General features: G+C 68.4%; 11 protein-coding genes. 10 read left to right on the top strand and 1 reads right to left on the bottom strand.

The genetic code is table 11. The features are described from left to right. The first annotated feature begins 33 nt into the window (after nt 1-33). Nucleotides 34-3,720, top strand: a complete 3,687-nt coding sequence (locus tag AC5P8R_RS16605) for an indolepyruvate ferredoxin oxidoreductase family protein (protein ID WP_495223644.1) — start codon at nt 34-36, stop codon at nt 3,718-3,720. 73 nt (nt 3,721-3,793) lie between these two features. Here the strand turns inward: AC5P8R_RS16605 and AC5P8R_RS16600 are convergent, their stop codons facing one another. Further along, nucleotides 3,794-4,408: a DUF938 domain-containing protein gene (locus AC5P8R_RS16600; RefSeq protein ID WP_032961616.1), complete on the bottom strand. Its 615-nt coding sequence runs from the start codon at nt 4,406-4,408 to the stop codon at nt 3,794-3,796. Nucleotides 4,409-5,175: 767 nt separating this feature from the next. On the opposite strand from AC5P8R_RS16600, the gene AC5P8R_RS16595 reads away from it, so the two are divergent. Genes AC5P8R_RS16595 through AC5P8R_RS16555 form a run of 9 tightly spaced genes read left to right on the top strand, consistent with a single transcriptional unit; the run spans nt 5,176 to nt 17,527 of the window. Beyond that, entirely contained in the window at nt 5,176-6,807 is a 1,632-nt protein-coding gene (locus tag AC5P8R_RS16595; RefSeq protein ID WP_032957606.1) for a TldD/PmbA family protein, read from the top strand. A gap of 30 nt (nt 6,808-6,837) precedes the next feature. Continuing rightward, nucleotides 6,838-8,472 (top strand): TldD/PmbA family protein, encoded by a 1,635-nt coding sequence (locus AC5P8R_RS16590; RefSeq protein ID WP_014645477.1) that lies wholly within the window; start codon nt 6,838-6,840, stop codon nt 8,470-8,472. A gap of 21 nt (nt 8,473-8,493) precedes the next feature. Further along, entirely contained in the window at nt 8,494-9,828 is a 1,335-nt protein-coding gene (locus AC5P8R_RS16585; protein ID WP_014645476.1) for a TldD/PmbA family protein, read from the top strand. After that, entirely contained in the window at nt 9,828-10,535 is a 708-nt protein-coding gene (locus tag AC5P8R_RS16580) for a DUF4159 domain-containing protein (protein WP_032957605.1), read from the top strand. The genes AC5P8R_RS16585 and AC5P8R_RS16580 overlap by 1 nt, the downstream gene beginning before the upstream one ends. 16 nt (nt 10,536-10,551) lie before the next feature. Continuing rightward, a complete protein-coding gene (locus AC5P8R_RS16575) occupies nt 10,552-11,535 on the top strand; it encodes an AAA family ATPase (RefSeq protein ID WP_049404208.1) in 984 nt (327 codons plus the stop codon). Nucleotides 11,536-11,542: 7 nt separating this feature from the next. Further along, nucleotides 11,543-12,439 carry a DUF58 domain-containing protein gene (locus AC5P8R_RS16570; RefSeq protein ID WP_046427741.1) on the top strand — a complete coding sequence of 299 codons (897 nt, stop codon included), beginning with the start codon at nt 11,543-11,545 and terminating at the stop codon, nt 12,437-12,439. After that, a complete protein-coding gene (locus AC5P8R_RS16565; RefSeq protein WP_495223643.1) occupies nt 12,436-13,557 on the top strand; it encodes a BatA domain-containing protein in 1,122 nt (373 codons plus the stop codon). The genes AC5P8R_RS16570 and AC5P8R_RS16565 overlap by 4 nt, the downstream gene beginning before the upstream one ends. Next, on the top strand, nt 13,554-15,722 hold the full coding sequence (locus AC5P8R_RS16560; protein WP_495223642.1) for a hypothetical protein: 2,169 nt from the start codon (nt 13,554-13,556) through the stop codon (nt 15,720-15,722). The genes AC5P8R_RS16565 and AC5P8R_RS16560 overlap by 4 nt, the downstream gene beginning before the upstream one ends. Further along, nucleotides 15,719-17,527 carry a hypothetical protein gene (locus AC5P8R_RS16555; protein WP_495223641.1) on the top strand — a complete coding sequence of 603 codons (1,809 nt, stop codon included), beginning with the start codon at nt 15,719-15,721 and terminating at the stop codon, nt 17,525-17,527. Before AC5P8R_RS16560 ends, AC5P8R_RS16555 begins: the two co-directional genes overlap by 4 nt. The last annotated feature ends 12 nt before the right edge of the window (nt 17,528-17,539 follow it).

Below are 17,539 nucleotides of genomic sequence, written 5' to 3'. Positions count from 1 at the left end.
GGCCGGTGCCAGCCGATCCTGACCGGGCCAGCCATGACCAGTACCGCGCAACTCACTTCGCCCTCTTCCGCCGACCTGATCGACCGTGACTACACGCTCGACCACAAGTACACCCGCAACGAGGGGCGGATCTACCTGAGTGGCGTGCAGGCGCTGGTGAAACTGCCGTTGATGCAGCGGCTGCGCGACGCGCACGAAGGCATCGACAGCGCCGGTTTCGTCAGTGGCTACCGTGGCAGCCCGCTGGGCGGCTTTGACCTGGAGCTGTGGCGCGCGCGCAAGCACCTGGACGCGGCCAAGGTGAAGTTCACCCCCGGCCTGAACGAGGACCTGGGCGCCACCATGGTGTGGGGCACCCAGCAGACCAACCTGTTCCCCGGCGCCAACGTGCAGGGCGTGTTCGGCATGTGGTACGGCAAGGGCCCAGGCGTGGACCGCTGCGGCGACGTGTTCAAGCACGCCAATGCCGCCGGCACCTCGCGCCATGGCGGCGTGCTGGCGCTGGCCGCCGATGATCACGCCTGCCGCAGTTCAACCCTGCCGCATGGCAGCGAGGACGAGTTCGTCAGCGCGATGATGCCGGTGCTGAATCCGGCCGGCGTGCAGGACATCCTGGACATGGGCCTGCTGGGCTGGGCGATGAGCCGCTATACCGGCCGCTGGGTCGGCTTCAAGACGATCGCCGAGACGGTGGAATCGTCGGCCTCGGTCGAGGTCGACCCGATGGCGCGCCGCATCGTGCTGCCGGAAGACTTCGAAATGCCTACGGGCGGCCTCAACATCCGCTGGCCGGACCCGCCGCTGGACCAGGAAATGCGCCTGCACCGCTATGCGGTGAAGGCCGCACAGGCGTTCGCCCGCGCCAATGGCATCGACAAGGTGGTGATGGATGCGCCGCGCGCGCGGCTGGGCATCGTCACCACCGGCAAGAGCTACCTGGACGTGCTGCAGGCGCTGGAATACCTGGGCCTGGACGAAGCCGCCTGCGCCGACATCGGCATCCGCGTGTACAAGGTCGGCATGACCTGGCCGCTGGAGCCGCAGGGCATCGCGCGCTTCGCGCAGGGCCTGGAAGACATCATCGTGGTGGAGGAGAAGCGTGCCTTCATCGAGCGCCAGATGAAGGAACAGTTCTTCAACTGGCCGGCCAGCTGGGGCCAGCGCCCGTCCATCGTCGGCAAGTACGACGAGAGCGGTGAGTGGATCCTGCCGTCCACCGGTGAACTTACCCCGGCCACCATCGCCGGCGTGATCGGTCGCCGCATCCAGAAGTTCTTCAACAACGCATCGATCGAGCAGCGCCTGCAGTGGATGCAGGAGAAGGAAGCCGAACTTGCGTTGCCGCGCGCCAGTTTTCCGCGCGTGCCGCACTACTGCTCCGGCTGCCCGCACAACACGTCCACCAACGTGCCGGAAGGCTCGCGTGCGCTGGCCGGCATCGGTTGCCATTACATGGTGACCTGGATGGACCGCAGCACCGACACCTTCACCCACATGGGCGGCGAAGGCGTGACCTGGGCCGGGCAGGCGCCGTTCACCGATACCCCGCACGTGTTCCAGAACCTCGGCGACGGCACCTACTTCCACAGCGGTTCGCTGGCGATCCGCCAGGCGGTCGCTGCCGGCGTCAACATCACCTACAAGATCCTCTACAACGATGCGGTGGCGATGACCGGCGGCCAGCCGGTGGACGGTCCGCTGAGCGTGCCGGACATCGCAAAGCAGATGCGCGCCGAAGGCATCCACACCATCGTGGTGCTGTCGGACAACATCGGCAGGTGGACCGGCCAGCGCGAGCACTTCCCCAGCGACGTCGAGTTCCATGACCGCAGCGAGCTGGACGAAGTGCAGAAGCGCCTGCGCGAAGTGAAGGGTGTTTCGATCCTGATCTACGAACAGACCTGCGCCACCGAGAAGCGCCGCCGCCGCAAGCGCGGCAAGCTGGAAGACCCGCAGAAGCGGGTGCTGATCAATTCGCTGGTCTGCGAAGGCTGCGGCGACTGCGGCAAGAAGAGCTTCTGCGTGTCGGTGCTGCCGAAGGAAACCGAGTTCGGGCGCAAGCGCGAGATCGACCAGTCCAACTGCAACAAGGACTATTCCTGCGTGAACGGCTTCTGCCCGAGCTTCGTCACCGTGCACGGTGGCCAGCCGCGCAAGGGCAGCAAGCGCGATGCGTCCACGCTGCTGGACAACCTGCCGGCACCGACCCTTCGCGACAGCCTGGAACAGCCCTGGAACATCCTGATCACCGGCGTCGGCGGTACCGGCGTGGTGACCATTGGCGCGCTGCTAGGCATGGCCGGCCACCTGGAAGGCAAGGGTGCGACCGTGCTCGACCAGACCGGCCTGGCGCAGAAGGGCGGCGCGGTGACCACGCATATCCGCATTGCCCGTCGCCCTGAAGACATCCACGCCGTGCGTATCGCCGCCGGTGAAGCCGACCTGGTGCTGGGCTGCGACATGGTGGTGGTCAACGATTACTGGGCGCTGTCGAAGGTGCGCGCCGGCCGTTCGCAGGTGGTGCTGAACACCTACGAAGCGATGCCGGGCACGTTCACCACGCGCCCGGACATGCAGTTCCCCGCCGCCGACATCATCGCCGGCGTGCGCGTGGCACTGGGCGGCCAGGAACCACTGCTGCTCGATGCCACCCAGCTGGCCACCGCGCTGCTGGGCGATGCCATCGCCGCCAACCTGTTCATCCTCGGCTACGCCTGGCAGCAGGGCCTGGTGCCGCTGTCGTTCGACTCCCTGATGCGCGCCATCGAGCTCAATGGCGCCGCCGTGGCGATGAACCAGCAGGCCTTTGCGTGGGGCCGCCTGGCCGTGGTCGATCCGCAGGCCGTGCAGCAGGCGGCCGGCCTGGTGCGCAACCGCCACACCGATGCCGAATCCACCCCGGGCCCGCTGCATCCGCTGCCGCCAGGCGAGTGGGAGGGCAATGAATGGGGTGCCACTGCGGCACCGCGCAACACCGGCGACGAACGCGAACTGCGCGGCCTGCCCTCGCACGGTGGCGACGTGGCGTTCCTGCCGCTGGATGACGCCCGCCTGTCGCGCTCGCTGGATGAAATGATCGAGCGCCGCGCCGCGTTCCTGGTCGAGTACCAGGATGCGGCCTACGCCAACCGCTACCGCCGCCTGGTCGAGCGCGTGCGCACCGCCGAAGCCGACCGCATCGGCGGCTCCACTGCGCTGACCGAGACCGTGGCCCGCTACCTGTTCAAGCTGATGGCCTACAAGGACGAGTACGAAGTGGCCCGCCTGTACACCAGTGGCGACTTCCAGCGCCGCCTGCAGCAGCAGTTCGAGGGCGATTACCAGCTGCGCTTCCACCTGGCGCCGCCGCTGTTCGCCAGGAAGGATGAGCAGGGCCGGTTGCTGAAGAAGGAATACGGCCCGTGGATGTTCAAGGCCTTCGGCCTGCTGGCCAGGCTGAAGTTCCTGCGTGGCGGCCGCTTCGACATATTCGGGCGCACCGCGGAACGCCGCATGGAGCGCAAGCTGATCGGCGATTACGAGGCCACCGTGCAGGTATTGCTGGACGGCCTGGATGACGACCGCCTGGCCCTGGCGGTGGAGATTGCCAGCATCCCCGAGCACATCCGCGGCTTCGGCCACGTCAAGGAAGCGCATTTCGAGCAGGCCAAGGCGCGCGAAGCGGCCCTGCTGGCGCAGTGGCGCAATCCGAAGGCGCTGCATATCGTGCAGGTGGCCTGAAGGGAGTGCCGGCCGCTGGCCGGCATTCATCCCGGCAATCGGTTGCCGGCCAGCGGCCGGCACTACCGATGGTTTACCCCAACCGCCACAGCAGCAGGCGGTTGTTGGCCGGCATCGCCACATCCCCCAGGCGGGTGAATCCGTGGTCGGCGGCCAGCGCCTGCACCGCTTCGCTATCGCGGATGCCGCTGCGAGGGTCGCGCGCCTTCAGCCAGGCATCGAACTGCGCGTTGCTGTCGCTGCTGTAGCGGCCGCCGTAGTTGAACGGGCCGTACGCCGCCAGCAGCGCGCCGCGACGCAGCACCGATGGCAGCGCGGCGAACAACGCCTGCACGTGCGCCCAACTCATGATGTGCAGCGTGTTGGCGCTGAACGCGGCGTCGAACGTGCTGCCCTGTGGCAGGCTGAGCCCAGGCGCCGGTGGCAGTTCCACCTGCAGCGCCACCGGCGGCAGCAGGTTCAGAAGCGCCGCTTCCGCGCGCCAGGCCTCGATGCCGGGCAGATGGTCCGGATGGTCGCTGGGCTGCCAGCGCAGCCAGGGCCAACGCTCGGCGAAGAAGGCCGCGTGCTGGCCGGTGCCGCTGCCGATTTCCAGCACCCGATGGCGGTCGCCCATCCACGGGTCGAGTGCGGCGGCGATCGGTTCGCGGTTGCGCTCGCAGGCTTCTGAATGCGGCTTGCTCGACATCAGGACGGTGTCCAGGCGGGGTCGGCCCATTGTGCACGAGGGGGGGTGTTCCGAGCAGGGCTGCGCCCTGCACCTGCTTCAAGCCACAGCAACGGCAACAGCCAAAGCAACAGCAACAGCGGGCTTCCTGAGGGATGGCGGGGTGGATCCGGTGGCAGGGGACGCCGTAAATCCGTCCATGGAGGCTCGGTCGCGCCATCCATGGCGCTCACGCCCCTGCCACTGGACCCACCCCGCCTTCGACAGTTTCCTGCGGTCTGTTGGAACGGCTCTTGGGGTCAGATCCGTTTTCCGCAGGAAAACGGATCTGACCCCGAATTTCATTCGATATCTGACAGATGTGTCGACCAAGGTCGACACCTACCAGCAGCGCACGGAATCTGTCAGAGGCGGGGCGGTGTGGGTGGGCAGGACCGTTGGCGCCATGGATGGCGCCATCGAGCCCCCAGGGGTGAGGGCGCTTTGCTTGCGAAGCACTGCTTCGCAAGCGCCCGAACGCACAGCCGCCAGCGGCTGGGCCGGACCCCGGAGGGGGGTTTACGGCGTGTCCTGCCCACCCACACCGCGCCGCCATCCCTCAGCAAGCCCGCTGTTGCTGTGGCTGTTGCTCCGGCTCTGAGCAGGTGCAGGGCTGCAAGCCCTGCCGAAACACCCCCAACCATGACTGCAGTCACTTGCCCGGATGCCCCGCGCTGGCGAAAGTCGAGTGGTTGACGTGATCGGCTCGGCCCGTTGCCGGCCGCACGCAAGCGAGAGAGAGAAACGCTGTGCAACGACGTGAGTTCCTGGCTTTTTCCGGTCTGGGCCTGGCGGGCCTGCTGCTGCCGCATTCCCGTGCCATCGCCGCCGAGCAACTGCTCGCCCCGGTCGACACCCTCCAGCGCAGGCGCCTGGCGGACGTGGCGCTGGCCACCGCACGCACGGCCAAGGCCAGCTACTGCGATGTGCGCATCGGCCGCTACCTCAACCAGTCGGTCATCACCCGCGAGCATCAGGTCGGCAACGTGACCAACCGCGAATCGTCCGGCGTGGGCGTGCGGGTGATCGTCAACGGGGCCTGGGGCTTCGCTGCCACCCACCAGCAGACCGAGGCCGCCGTACGCGCTGCGGTCGAGCAGGCGGCCGCGATCGCCCGCGCCAACGCCAGCATCCAGACCCGGCCGGTGCAGCTGGCGCCGACGCCGCCGGTCGGGGAGGTGCGCTGGCAGACCCCCGTCCGCAGGAACGCGATGGCGGTGCCGATCCAGGACAAGGTCGAACTGCTGCTGGCCCTCAATGCCGCCGCGCTGGATGCGGGCGCCGACTACATCAATTCCACCCTGTTCCTGGTCAACGAACAGAAGTACTTCGCCTCCAGCGATGGCTCGTTCATCGACCAGGACATCCATCGCATCTGGCTGCCGTTCACCGCCACCGCCATCGACAAGGCCAGCGGCAGGTTCCGCACCCGCGCCGGCCTGTCCTCGCCGATGGGCATGGGCTATGAGTTCCTCGATGGCGATGCGCGCGGCAAGGTGCACCTGCCCGGTGGCATCACCGCTTACCGCGATTCCTACGACCCGGTCGAGGACGCCATTGCGGCCGCCCGCCACGCGCGCGAGAAACTGAAGGCGCCGTCGGTGAAGCCCGGCAAGTACGACCTGGTGCTGGACCCGTCCAACCTGTTCCTGACCATCCACGAGAACGTCGGCCACCCGCTGGAGCTGGACCGCGTGCTCGGCTACGAAGCCAACTACGCCGGCACCAGCTTCGCCACGCTGGACAAGCGCGATGCGGGTTTCCGCTGGGGCAGCGACATCGTCACCTTCTTCGCCGACAAGACCCAGCCGGGCAGCCTCGGTGCGGTCGGCTACGACGACGAGGGCGTCAAGACCCAGCGCTGGGACCTGGTGCGCGACGGCATCCTGGTCGATTACCAGGCCACCCGCGATGAAGCCCATATCCTCGGCCGCGATGCATCGCATGGCTGCAGCTACGCCGATTCCTGGTCCAGCGTGCAGTTCCAGCGCATGGCCAATGTCTCGCTGGCGCCGGGCAAGCAGCCGCTCAGCGTCGAGGACATGATCAAGGACGTGGAGAACGGTATCTACATCCACGGCCGGGGGTCGTACTCGATCGACCAGCAGCGCTACAACGCGCAGTTCGGTGGCCAGCTGTACTACCAGATCAAGGACGGAAAGATCGCCGGCATGGTCGAGGATGCGGCCTACCAGATCCGCACGCCGGAATTCTGGAATGCCTGCACGGCCATCTGCGATGAACGGGATTTCCGCCTGGGCGGTTCGTTCTTCGACGGCAAGGGCCAGCCCGGCCAGGTCTCGGCGGTCTCGCACGGTTCGTCCACCACCCGCTTCAACGGCATCAACATCATCAACACCGCGCGCAGTCTCGGCGCTTGAGCCACCCATCCTTCGACATGGAGAGCAGCCTTGCAAAGACGTGACTTCCTGGCCCTGACCGGGCTTACCGCGGGCGGGCTGATCGTGCCCTCCTTCTTCGGCAAGGTGATCGCCGCCGAGCAGCTGCAGTCCAGCCTCGACCCGGCATTGAAGAAGCGCCTGGCCGACGCGGCGCTGCAGGCGGCGCGCAGCGCCGGTGCCACCTACTGCGACGTGCGCATCGGCCGCTACCTGCGGCAGTTCGTGATCACCCGCGAGGACAAGGTGCAGAACGTGGTGAACACCGAGTCCACCGGCGTGGGCATCCGCGTGATCGTCAACGGCGCCTGGGGCTTTGCCGCCACCAACGCACTGGGTACCGCCGACGTGGCCAGGGCCGCGCAGCAGGCGGCGGCCATCGCCAAGGCCAATGCCGGCGTGCAGACCGCACCGGTGCAGCTGGCCAAGGCGCCGGGCGTGGGTGAGGTGAGCTGGCGCACGCCGATCCGCAAGAATGCGATGGAGGTGCCGATCAAGGACAAGGTCGGCCTGCTGCTGGACGTCAACGCTGCCGCAATGGGCGCTGGTGCCAGCTTCGTCAACTCGATGCTGTTCCTGGTCAACGAGCAGAAGTACTTTGCTTCCACCGATGGTTCCTATATCGACCAGGACGTGCACCGCATCTGGGCGCCGATGACGGTCACCGCCATCGACAAGAGCAGCGGCAAGTTCCGCACCCGTTCGGGCCTGTCCTCGCCGATGGGCCTGGGCTACGAGTACCTGGACGGCGCCGCCGCCGGCAAGGTGGTCAGCCCGAATGGCGTGGTCAACTACAGTTCTTCCTACGACATGAAGGAAGACGCCATCGCCGCCGCCCGGCAGGCGCAGGAAAAGCTGAAGGCCCCGTCGGTGAAGCCGGGCAAGTACGATCTGGTGCTCGATCCGTCGCATACCTGGCTGACCATCCACGAGTCGATCGGCCACCCGCTGGAACTGGACCGCGTGCTCGGCTACGAAGCCAACTACGCCGGCACCAGCTTCGCCACCCTGGACAAGCGCGAACAGCATTTCCAGTACGGCAGCGAGCTGGTCAACATCTTCGCCGACAAGACCCAGCCCGGCAGCCTCGGCGCGGTGGCATACGACGATGAAGGCGTGAAGTGCAAGCGCTGGGACCTGATCAGCAACGGCAAGCTGGTGGACTACCAGACCATCCGCGACCAGGCCCACATCCTCGGCAAGACCGAGTCCGACGGCTGCTGCTATGCCGACTCGTGGTCCAGCGTGCAGTTCCAGCGCATGGCCAACGTGTCGATGGCACCGGGCAAGACGCCGCTGAGCGTGCCGGACCTGATCAAGGACGTGGAGAACGGCATCTACATCATCGGTGATGGTTCGTTCTCGATCGACCAGCAGCGCTACAACGCGCAGTTCGGCGGCCAGCTGTTCTACGAGATCAAGAACGGCCAGATCACCCGCATGCTGGAAGACGTGGCCTACCAGATCCGCACGCCGGAGTTCTGGAACGCCTGCACCGCCGTGGCCGACGAACGCGACTACCGCCTGGGCGGTTCGTTCTTCGACGGCAAGGGCCAGCCCGGACAGGTCTCGGCGGTCTCGCACGGCTCGTCCACCGCGCGCTTCAACGGCATCAACGTCATCAACACCGCACGCAGCCTCGGCTGACCGGTCAGGAGCCCTTACACCATGAGTATCTTCACCGAAGCCCAGGCCAAGGCCATCCTCGACAAGGTCATCGCCCTGTCCAAGGCCGACGAGTGCACCGCCGTGCTGGCCGGCGCGATCAGCGGCAACATCCGCTTCGCGCTGAACAATGTCTCCACCAGTGGCATCGTCGACAACACCGAACTGGCAGTCACCGTCGCCTTCGGCAAGCGCGTCGGCACCGCCTCGATCAACGAGTTCGACGATGCCGCGCTGGAACGCGTGGTGCGCCGTGCCGAAGACCTGGCCCGCCTGGCCCCGGAGAACCCGGAGTTCATGCCGGCCATCGGCAAGCAGAGCTACCGCGCCAGCCCCACCTTCAGCGAATCCACTGCTGCCATCGATCCGGCGTTCCGTGCCAAGGTCGCCGCCGATTCGATCGCCCCGTGCCGTGGTCACGGCCTGATCGCCGCCGGCTTCCTCGAGGACGGCCAGGGCTTCCAGGCCACCGCCAACAGCAACGGCAACTTCGCCTACCAGCGCACCACCAACTTCGATTACACCTGCACCGTGCGCACTGAAGATGGCCGCGGCTCGGGCTGGGTCGGCCGTAACCTGAAGGATGCGGCCGACTTCAAGGCCGACCAGGACATCCGCATCGCCATGCGCAAGGCCACCGAGTCGGCCGAAGCCAAGGCGCTGGAACCGGGCAAGTACACGGTGATCCTGGAGCCGGCCGCAGCGGCAGGCCTGATCAGCTTCATGATGAACTTCTTCAGTGCGCGCTCGGCCGATGAAGGCCGCAGCTTCCTGTCGAAGAAGGGTGGTGGCAACAAGCTGGGCGAGCAGGTCTACGACCCGCGCGTGACCATGATCGCCGATCCGTGGCATCCGGACGCACCGGTGCTGCCGTGGGACAACGAAGGCCTGCCGCGCGAGCGCATGGCCATCATCGAGAACGGCAAGATCGCCAACCTGGACTACTCGCGCTTCTGGGCGCAGAAGCAGGGCAAGACCGCCAAGGCCTCGCCGGGCAACCTGCTGATGAGCGGTGGCGACAAAAGCACCGCCGAGCTGGTGCGTGGCACCCAGAAGGGCATCCTGGTCACGCGTACCTGGTACATCCGCATGGTCGATCCGCAGACGGTGCTGCTGACCGGCCTCACCCGCGACGGCACCTTCTACATCGAGAACGGCCAGATCAAGCACCCGGTGAAGAACTTCCGCTTCAACGAGTCGCCGGTGATCATGCTCAACAACATCGAAGAGCTGGGCAAGCCGGTGCGTGTGGCCGGTGATGAGTCCAGCTACGTGATGATGATCCCGCCGATGAAGCTGCGCGATTTCACCTTCACCTCGCTGTCCGACGCCGTCTGATGGATCGCCGGGCCTGCCTGCGCTGGTTGGCCGCTGCCGCTTCGGCGGCGGCGCTGCCGGCCTGGGCACAGGCAGGCCCGCGCAGTTCGCGCTACGACTTCTGGTTCACCCGCCTGCAGTACGACTCCGGTGACTGGGACGTGGACGCGCGCATGCCGTCCAACCTGATCACCTCGCTGATCGACTACACCTCGCTGCGCGTGGACCCGCAGGAGCACGTGGTGGCACTGGCCGACCCGCGCATGCTGGAAGCGCCGTTCTGCTACCTGGCCGGCCACACGCTGGTGGAGTTCAATGCCGCCGAGCGGCAGAACTTCGTGCGCTATGTGCGCAATGGCGGCTTCGTCTTCGTCGACGACTGCAACCACGATATCGATGGGCTGTTCGCCACCTCGTTCGAGGCACAGATGGGCCGCCTGTTTGGTCCCAGGGCACTGCAGAAGCTGCCCAACAGCCACCCGCTGTACCGCAGCTTCTTCCGTTTCCCCGATGGCCCGCCGGCCACCAGCTTCGAACTCAACGGCTGGGGCGACGACCTGGTGCACGACTACCTGAAGGGCATCGAGATCGATGGCCGCCTGGGGCTGCTCTACAGCAACAAGGACTACGGCTGCGAGTGGGACTACGACTGGCGCAACAAGCGTTTCCTGGCCGAAGACAACACCCGCTTCGGCGTCAACATCGTGATGTACGCGTTGAACAATTGATAGGACCGGCACGCCCATGACTTCCCCCGACCTCGATTCCCTGTTGCCACGCCTGGATGCGCTGCGCGCCGCGCTTGCACGCGCCGTGGTGGGCCAGCACACCGTGGTCGAGCAGCTGCTGATCGGCCTGCTGGCCGGCGGCCACTGCCTGCTGGAAGGCGCGCCCGGGCTCGGCAAAACCTTGCTGGTGCGCTCGCTCGGGCAGGCGCTGGAACTGCAGTTCCGGCGCGTGCAGTTCACCCCCGACCTGATGCCCAGCGACATCCTCGGCACCGAACTGCTGGAGGAAGACCACGGCACCGGCCATCGCCATTTCCGTTTCCAGCAGGGCCCGATCTTCACCCACCTGCTGTTGGCAGACGAACTCAACCGCACCCCGCCCAAGACCCAGGCCGCACTGCTGGAAGCGATGCAGGAACGCACGGTCAGCTACGCCGGCACCACCTACGCACTGCCGGCGCCGTTCTTCGTGCTGGCCACACAGAACCCGATCGAGCAGGCGGGTACTTACCCGCTGCCGGAAGCGCAGCTGGACCGCTTCCTGCTGCACGTGCTGGTGGATTACCCCAGCGAGGACGAGGAGCGGCAGATCCTGGAACAGACCACCGGCGGCGCCAACGACGCGGTGCCGAAGGTGATGGATGCAGAGGCGGTGATCGCGCTGCAGGCCGCCGTACGCCAGGTGCATGTCAGCCCGGATGTGCTGGCCTGGATCACCCGCCTGGTGCGCGCCAGCCGCCCAGGCGAAGGCGCACCCGCCGCGATCAACCAGTGGGTGAAGTGGGGCGCGGGTCCGCGCGCCGGGCAGTCGCTGGTGCTGGCGGCAAAAGCGCGCGCATTGCTGCAGGGCCGCTTTGCCGCCACCCGCGAGGATGTGCAGGCGCTGGCCGCGCCGGTGATGCGCCATCGCCTGCTGCTGTCGTTCGCCGCCGAGGCCGAGCAGAAGCGTGCCGACGACGTGGTCGCCGCCCTGCTGCAGGCCGTGCCGTTCCCGGGTTGAGCCACGCGTGAACGCCGGTACCCCGCTGACCTTGCCACCGGAACTGCGTGCGCGCCTGCGCACGCTCCGCGTGCGGCCACGCCTGGCCAGCGGCGCCAGTGGCATCGGCCAGCACGCCAGCCGCAGCCGCGGTGCCGGCCTCGAATTCGCCCAGTACCGTGCCTACGAACCAGGCGATGAGCTGCGCCAGATCGACTGGAAGCTGTATGCACGCTCGGACCGCTTCTTCGTGCGCGAATCCGAACGCGAAAGCCCGATCACGGTCTGGCTGCTGCTTGATGCCACCGCCTCGGCCGGCCAGGCCGATCGCGCGGCACCGCAGCGCACCCGCCTGGACCACATGCGCGGTGTGGCCGCCTGCGTGGTGGAACTGGCCCTGCAGCAGGGCGACCGTTTCGGCCTGCTGGCGATCAATGGCGATGGACTGCAGTTGGTGCCCGCAGCGAACGGCGCACGCCAGCGTGATCGCGTGCACCTGCAACTGCATGCGCTGCAGGCGCGTGGCGGCTGGCCTGTGGCCGATCGCCTGCGCCCGCTGTGGGAGCGCGTGCGCCCGGGCGACCTGCTGCTGGCGATCGGCGACGGTTTTGACGAGGCCGGCATTGTGCTGCTGGAACAACTGGCCAGCGCACGCCGCGAAGTGGCACTGCTGCAGATCCTCACCGCCGACGAGCGTGACTTCCCGTTCGGCGCAGGCCATCGCTTCCGCGATCCGGAGACCGGCGAGGAACTGCTGGGCGATGGCGCGGCGATCCGCACCGACTACCTGCAACGCTTCGCTGACGCACGCAACGCATTGCAGTCGCGCCTGCAGGCCAGCGGCATCGCCAGTGCCACTGGCTGGCTCGACCAGCCGCTGGACCAACCACTGCAGGCACTGTTTGGCCGCAGGGGCGGCGCATGACCCTGCTGTTCCCGTTGGGCCTGGCCGCGCTCGCTGCAGGGTTGCTGCCGCTGCTGATCCACCTCGCCCGCCGCCATCCGTACACACCGCTGGATTTCGCCGCGCTGCGCTGGCTGCGTGCACAGATCCGGCCGCGCCAGCGCATCCGCTTCGATGACTGGCCGTTGCTGCTGGTGCGCCTGCTGTTGCTTGCCGCGTTGGCCTTGCTGCTGGCACGACCTGCATTGACCGGGCCTGCGCCAGCCCCCACTGCGTGGACGGTCGTAGCCCCAGGGCTGGACGCGACCGCACTACGCGGCACCGCCGAAGCGGGCAACTGGCATTGGCTGGCGCCCGGCTTCCCGGCCATTGATGAAGTGCCACCCGCGTCCACGGCTTCCCTGCCCAGCCTGCTGCGCGAACTGGACGCACAGCTGCCTGCGGGCACCGCATTGACCGTGCACGTCCCCGATCGCCTGCCCGGCCTGGACGGCACACGCCTGCAGCTGTCGCGCAAGGTGCAGTGGCGTCCGCAGCCGATACCGGTGAGTGAGCAACCGAGTGCCGCAACGTTGCCGCGCCTGCGCGTGCACAGCGATGCTTCGGCCGCCGTCCAGCACTGGTTGAATGCACTGCAGCGCGCGTGGGGCAGGCAGGCGCCGCTCGCGCCTCTGGTGGCGGATGCGCTGCCCGAACGCGGCGAGATCGGCGTGTGGAGCCGCACTGGCGCACTGCCGGCGAACTGGCAGACGTGGCTGCAGGACGGCGGACGTGTAGTGACTGCCGGCAAGCCTGCCGCCGAGGCCAGCATCCTGCTGCGCAACACCGAGGGCTCCCCGCTGCTGTGGCAGCAACGCATCGGCCACGGTGTCCTGCTGTCTCTGCCCGGCGACTGGGATGCCTCAGGCAACGCTGCGCTGCGCGATCCGCAGTTGCCACGCGCGCTGCTGCTGGCTCTGCAGCCGCATCCGCTGCCACGCCTCGGCGATGCCCAGGACCAGGCCCCCCGCCAGGCAGCACTGCCTGCGGCAACGCCGCCGCTGCGCAAGCTCACCCCGTGGTTGCTGCTGGCCATCGTGCTGCTGTTCGCGCTGGAACGCTGGATGGCCAGCAGTCATCGACGCAGGGGGCCCGCATGAACACCCTGCAGCTCGCCTGGCAGCACGCGCGCCGCCGCCGTGCGCTCGTCACCCTGCTGCTGGGCCTGCCGTGGGCGCTGGCCGCAACGGTGCTGGCGCTGCGCCTGGCGGGCTTCGATATCGCCTGCGTGATCGGCACCATCGGCCTGCTTGCCTGCGCAGCGCTCGCCATGGCACGCTCCCGCCAGCTGGACCCGCAGTGGTTGCAGCGCCAGCTCGATGGCAGCGGCGCCAGTGAGGACAGTGCCGACCTGCTGTTTGCCGATGCGCTTACCCTCAATCCGCTGCAGCAGCGCCAGCGCGCGCATGTGCTGGCCACGCTGGAACGCGCGATGCCGGAACTGCGTCCGCGCTGGCCGCGTGGAGCATTGGCGCTGTGCTGGATCGCAGGCCTGGCCATCGTTGCGCTGGCATTCGGCTGGCCACGTTCCAGCCCCGGCTCCGCGCCGGCCCGTGCGTCGGCGCCTGGCAGCACGGCTGCCGCGGGCCCACTGCACCTGCAGTCCACCCGCATGCGCATCGACGCGCCGGCCTATACCGGCCAAGCCACGCTCACCCAGAACGCACTGGATGCCAAGGTCGCCGCCGACAGCCGGCTGTCGTGGTCGTTGCGCTTCGATCGCGCACCGGACAAGGCATGGCTGCAGTTCCACGATGGTCGCCGGTTGCCGCTGAACGAACACGATGGCCAGTGGCAGGCACAGGATGTGGCGCGCACGCCGGTGCTGTACCGCGTGGTGAGCGAGCCGGCGTTGGCCGGAACCGACCTGCATCGTCTGGACGTGGTCGCCGACCGCGCGCCCGGCGTACGCGTGCTGGAGCCGGCCGCCAGCCTGGTGCTGGGCACGCCCGGGCAACGCCAGTGGTCGTTGCGCTTCGAGGCCACCGACGACTATGGCGTAGCCGCGCAGGCAACGCTGTCGATCACCACCACCCAGGGCAGCGGTGAGAACATCACCTTCGTGAAACGCAGCGTGACGCTTGCCGGCAGCGGCGAAGCCACCGCGCGGCGTTTCGCCCACACGCTTGATCTGGCTGCGCTGGGCGCGCAACCGGGCAACGATGTCATCGCCCAGCTGGAAGTGCGCGACAACCACGCGCCAACACCGCAGACCGGGCGCAGCAGCAGCGTGATCCTGCGCCTGCCCAGCGCCGAGGTTGCACTCGGTGCCGAACTGGAAGGCCGCATCAAGAAGACCCTGCCGGCCTATTTCCGCAGCCAGCGGCAGCTCATCATCGATGCCGAAGCGCTGATCCGGCAGCGACGCAGCCTCGCCGCCGAGGACTTCGTGAAACGCAGCGATGCGATCGGTGTCGACCAGCGCATCCTGCGCCTACGCTATGGCCAGTTCCTGGGCGAAGAAAGCGAAGGTGCACCGAAGCCACCGCCGACCAGCGACCTGCCCACCAGCGATGCGCCGACCGCAGACGGCCACGACGACGAACACGATCACGACCATGGCGCCGAGGCCGGTGCGCACGACGCGCATGGCCACGACCACGGCGGCAAGGCGGCCAGTGCCGATGCGCCACCGGTGTTCGGCAGCGCCACCGATGTGCTGTCGGAGTACGGCCACACCCACGACCATGCCGAGGCCGCGACCCTGCTCGACCCACAGACCCGCGCCACGCTGAAGGCCGCGCTGGACCAGATGTGGTCGGCCGAAGGCGAGCTGCGCCAGGGCCGTCCGGAGCAGGCACTGCCGTTCGCCTACAAGGCACTGGGGTTCATCAAGCAGGTGCAGCAGGCCGAACGCATCTATCTGGCGCGGGTGGGGCCGGAGCTGCCGCCGATCGATGAAGGCCGCCGGCTGGGTGGCGATCGCGCTGGGCTGGCCAGCCGTGAACTGCCGTTGGCCGCCCGCACCCCGCCCGATCCGGCCATCGTCGAAGCGTGGCAGCGCCTCGGCGATGACACCAGCGTGCCCGACCTCGACGCACTCGCCAGCTGGCAGCAGCGCAATGCCGCCTACCTGCCCGACGCACTCGATCTGGCTGCCGCCATCGAGCAGCTGCGCATCGAACCCGGCTGCCGCGACTGCCGCCAGCGCCTGCGCGCACAGGTATGGCGCGCGCTGCAGCGACCCCTGCCGCAGGCAATGCGGCGCAACGCCGCCGATGCGATGGGGCAGCGGTACCTTGATGCGCTGGAGGTGCAGCCATGAACGCCTCCGCTGTGAACCTGTGGATTGCGCTGGCACTCGTCCTGATCGTGGTCATCGCCAGCGTGCGCCAGCTGCGTGGCAATGCCGCGCGTCGTGGCCGCCAGTGGATCGTGAATGCGCTGCAGCTGATCGCTGCCACGCTGCTGTACTTCTGCCTGGTCCCGCCCACCGGCCAGCAACCCGCGGTCGGCCTGGTCGTGCTGGGAATCGATGCCGACAAGGCCGGCGCGCTGCCGGCCAGCGCAGGCCCGCGGCTGCTGTTGCCTGAGGCTGCCGATGTGCCTGGGGGCCAGCGCGTGCCGGACCTGGCCACGGCGCTGCGCCAGCATCCGGCTTCCACGCTGACGCTGGTCGGTGCCGGCCTGGTCGCGCGTGACCGCGACGCGGTACTGCCACGCGACGTGCGCTGGCAGCCGGTAGCTCCGACGCGCGGGTGGATCGCGCTGCAGCCACCCGCCGACACCGCGCCCGGCGCACGCTTCGACGTGCATGCACAGGCGCGCGGCGTCGCCAAGGCCAAGGCGGAACTGCTTGACCCCGCCGACAGCGTGGTCGATCGCGTGGACGTTGCCGAGGACGGTCACGTGCAGCTCAGCGGCATCGCCCGCGCCGAGGGCCGCAGCGTGTTCCAGCTGCGCCTGCTCGATGCCGGCGGTCATGTGGTGGACAGCGCGCCGGTACCGCAGCAGACCCTGCCGGCGGCACCGCTGCGCATGCTGGTGCGTGCCAGTGCGCCGGGCCCGGAGCTGAAGTACCTGCGCCGCTGGGCCGCCGATACCGGCATCCGCGTGCAGGTACAGGCCGATACCGGGGCAGGTGTCAGCGTGGGGGATGGCGCGGTCGCGCTGGATGCAGCGTCACTCGCGCGCAGCGATCTGTTGCTGCTGGACGAGCGCAGCCTGACCGCATTGAGTGCCGGCCAGCTGGCTGCCGTGCGGCAGGCGTTGCGTGACGGCCTTGGCGTTCTGTTGCGCAGTGCAGGCGCACCTGCAGCCGGCGCGCGCCAGCGCCTCCGCGATCTGGGCCTGCCAGTGCAGGGCGATGGCAGCAGCCACGCCCTCGAACTTCCCGGCGATGGCGACAGCGCGGTCCTCGCCGCACGACGCGGCCCGCTCGCCGCCGGAACGCTGCCGACCGGCTACGGCGAGGAGGCTGACCGCAGCTCGCACAGTGCGCCCCTGCCCGCGCTGGAAGCACTGGCGCTGCAGGCGCCAGGCAGCAACGCCCTGCTGCGGGATGGGTCGGGCAAGGCCGTCGGCGGCTGGCGCGCTGCCGGCAAGGGTCGCATCGGCCTGCTGCCGATCACCGACAGCTGGCGCTGGGTGCTGGCCGGACGCGATGATCGCCACGGTGAACTCTGGAGCAGCGTCGTCGCCACGCTGGCGCGCGCGCAGGGCAGCGGTGATGCGCTGTGGTCGCCGCAGACGCTCGGCTGGGCGGGCGAACGGCAGGCGCTGTGCGGCGTGCAGGCGCCACTGCAGGTCTTCAACGCGCGCGGAGACAGCGTGCCCCTGATCGTTGACGGCGCAACGTCGACCCTGCGCTGCGCCGGCTGGTGGCCGCGCGAGGCGGGTTGGCAGCGCCTGCAGCACGGCGACACCACGGTCTGGCGCTATGTGTTCGACCCGAAGGCCGCACCTGCACTGCACCAGCAGGCGATGATCGATGCAACCACGCGGGCGTTGGCCGTCAGCGGGCCGACGAACACGGCGATGATGCAGCCCGTGCCGGGCTCGCGCTGGCCCTGGTGGCTGGCGTTCACGGTGTGCGCTTCGCTGCTGTGGTGGCTGGAGCGGCGGCGCTGACCCTGGGTCGGA

Source organism: Stenotrophomonas sp. YJH_SMC_73, from assembly GCF_059370155.1.
Note: the sequence above shows the minus strand (reverse complement) of the source record. Positions and strands in the feature narration are given on the sequence as shown.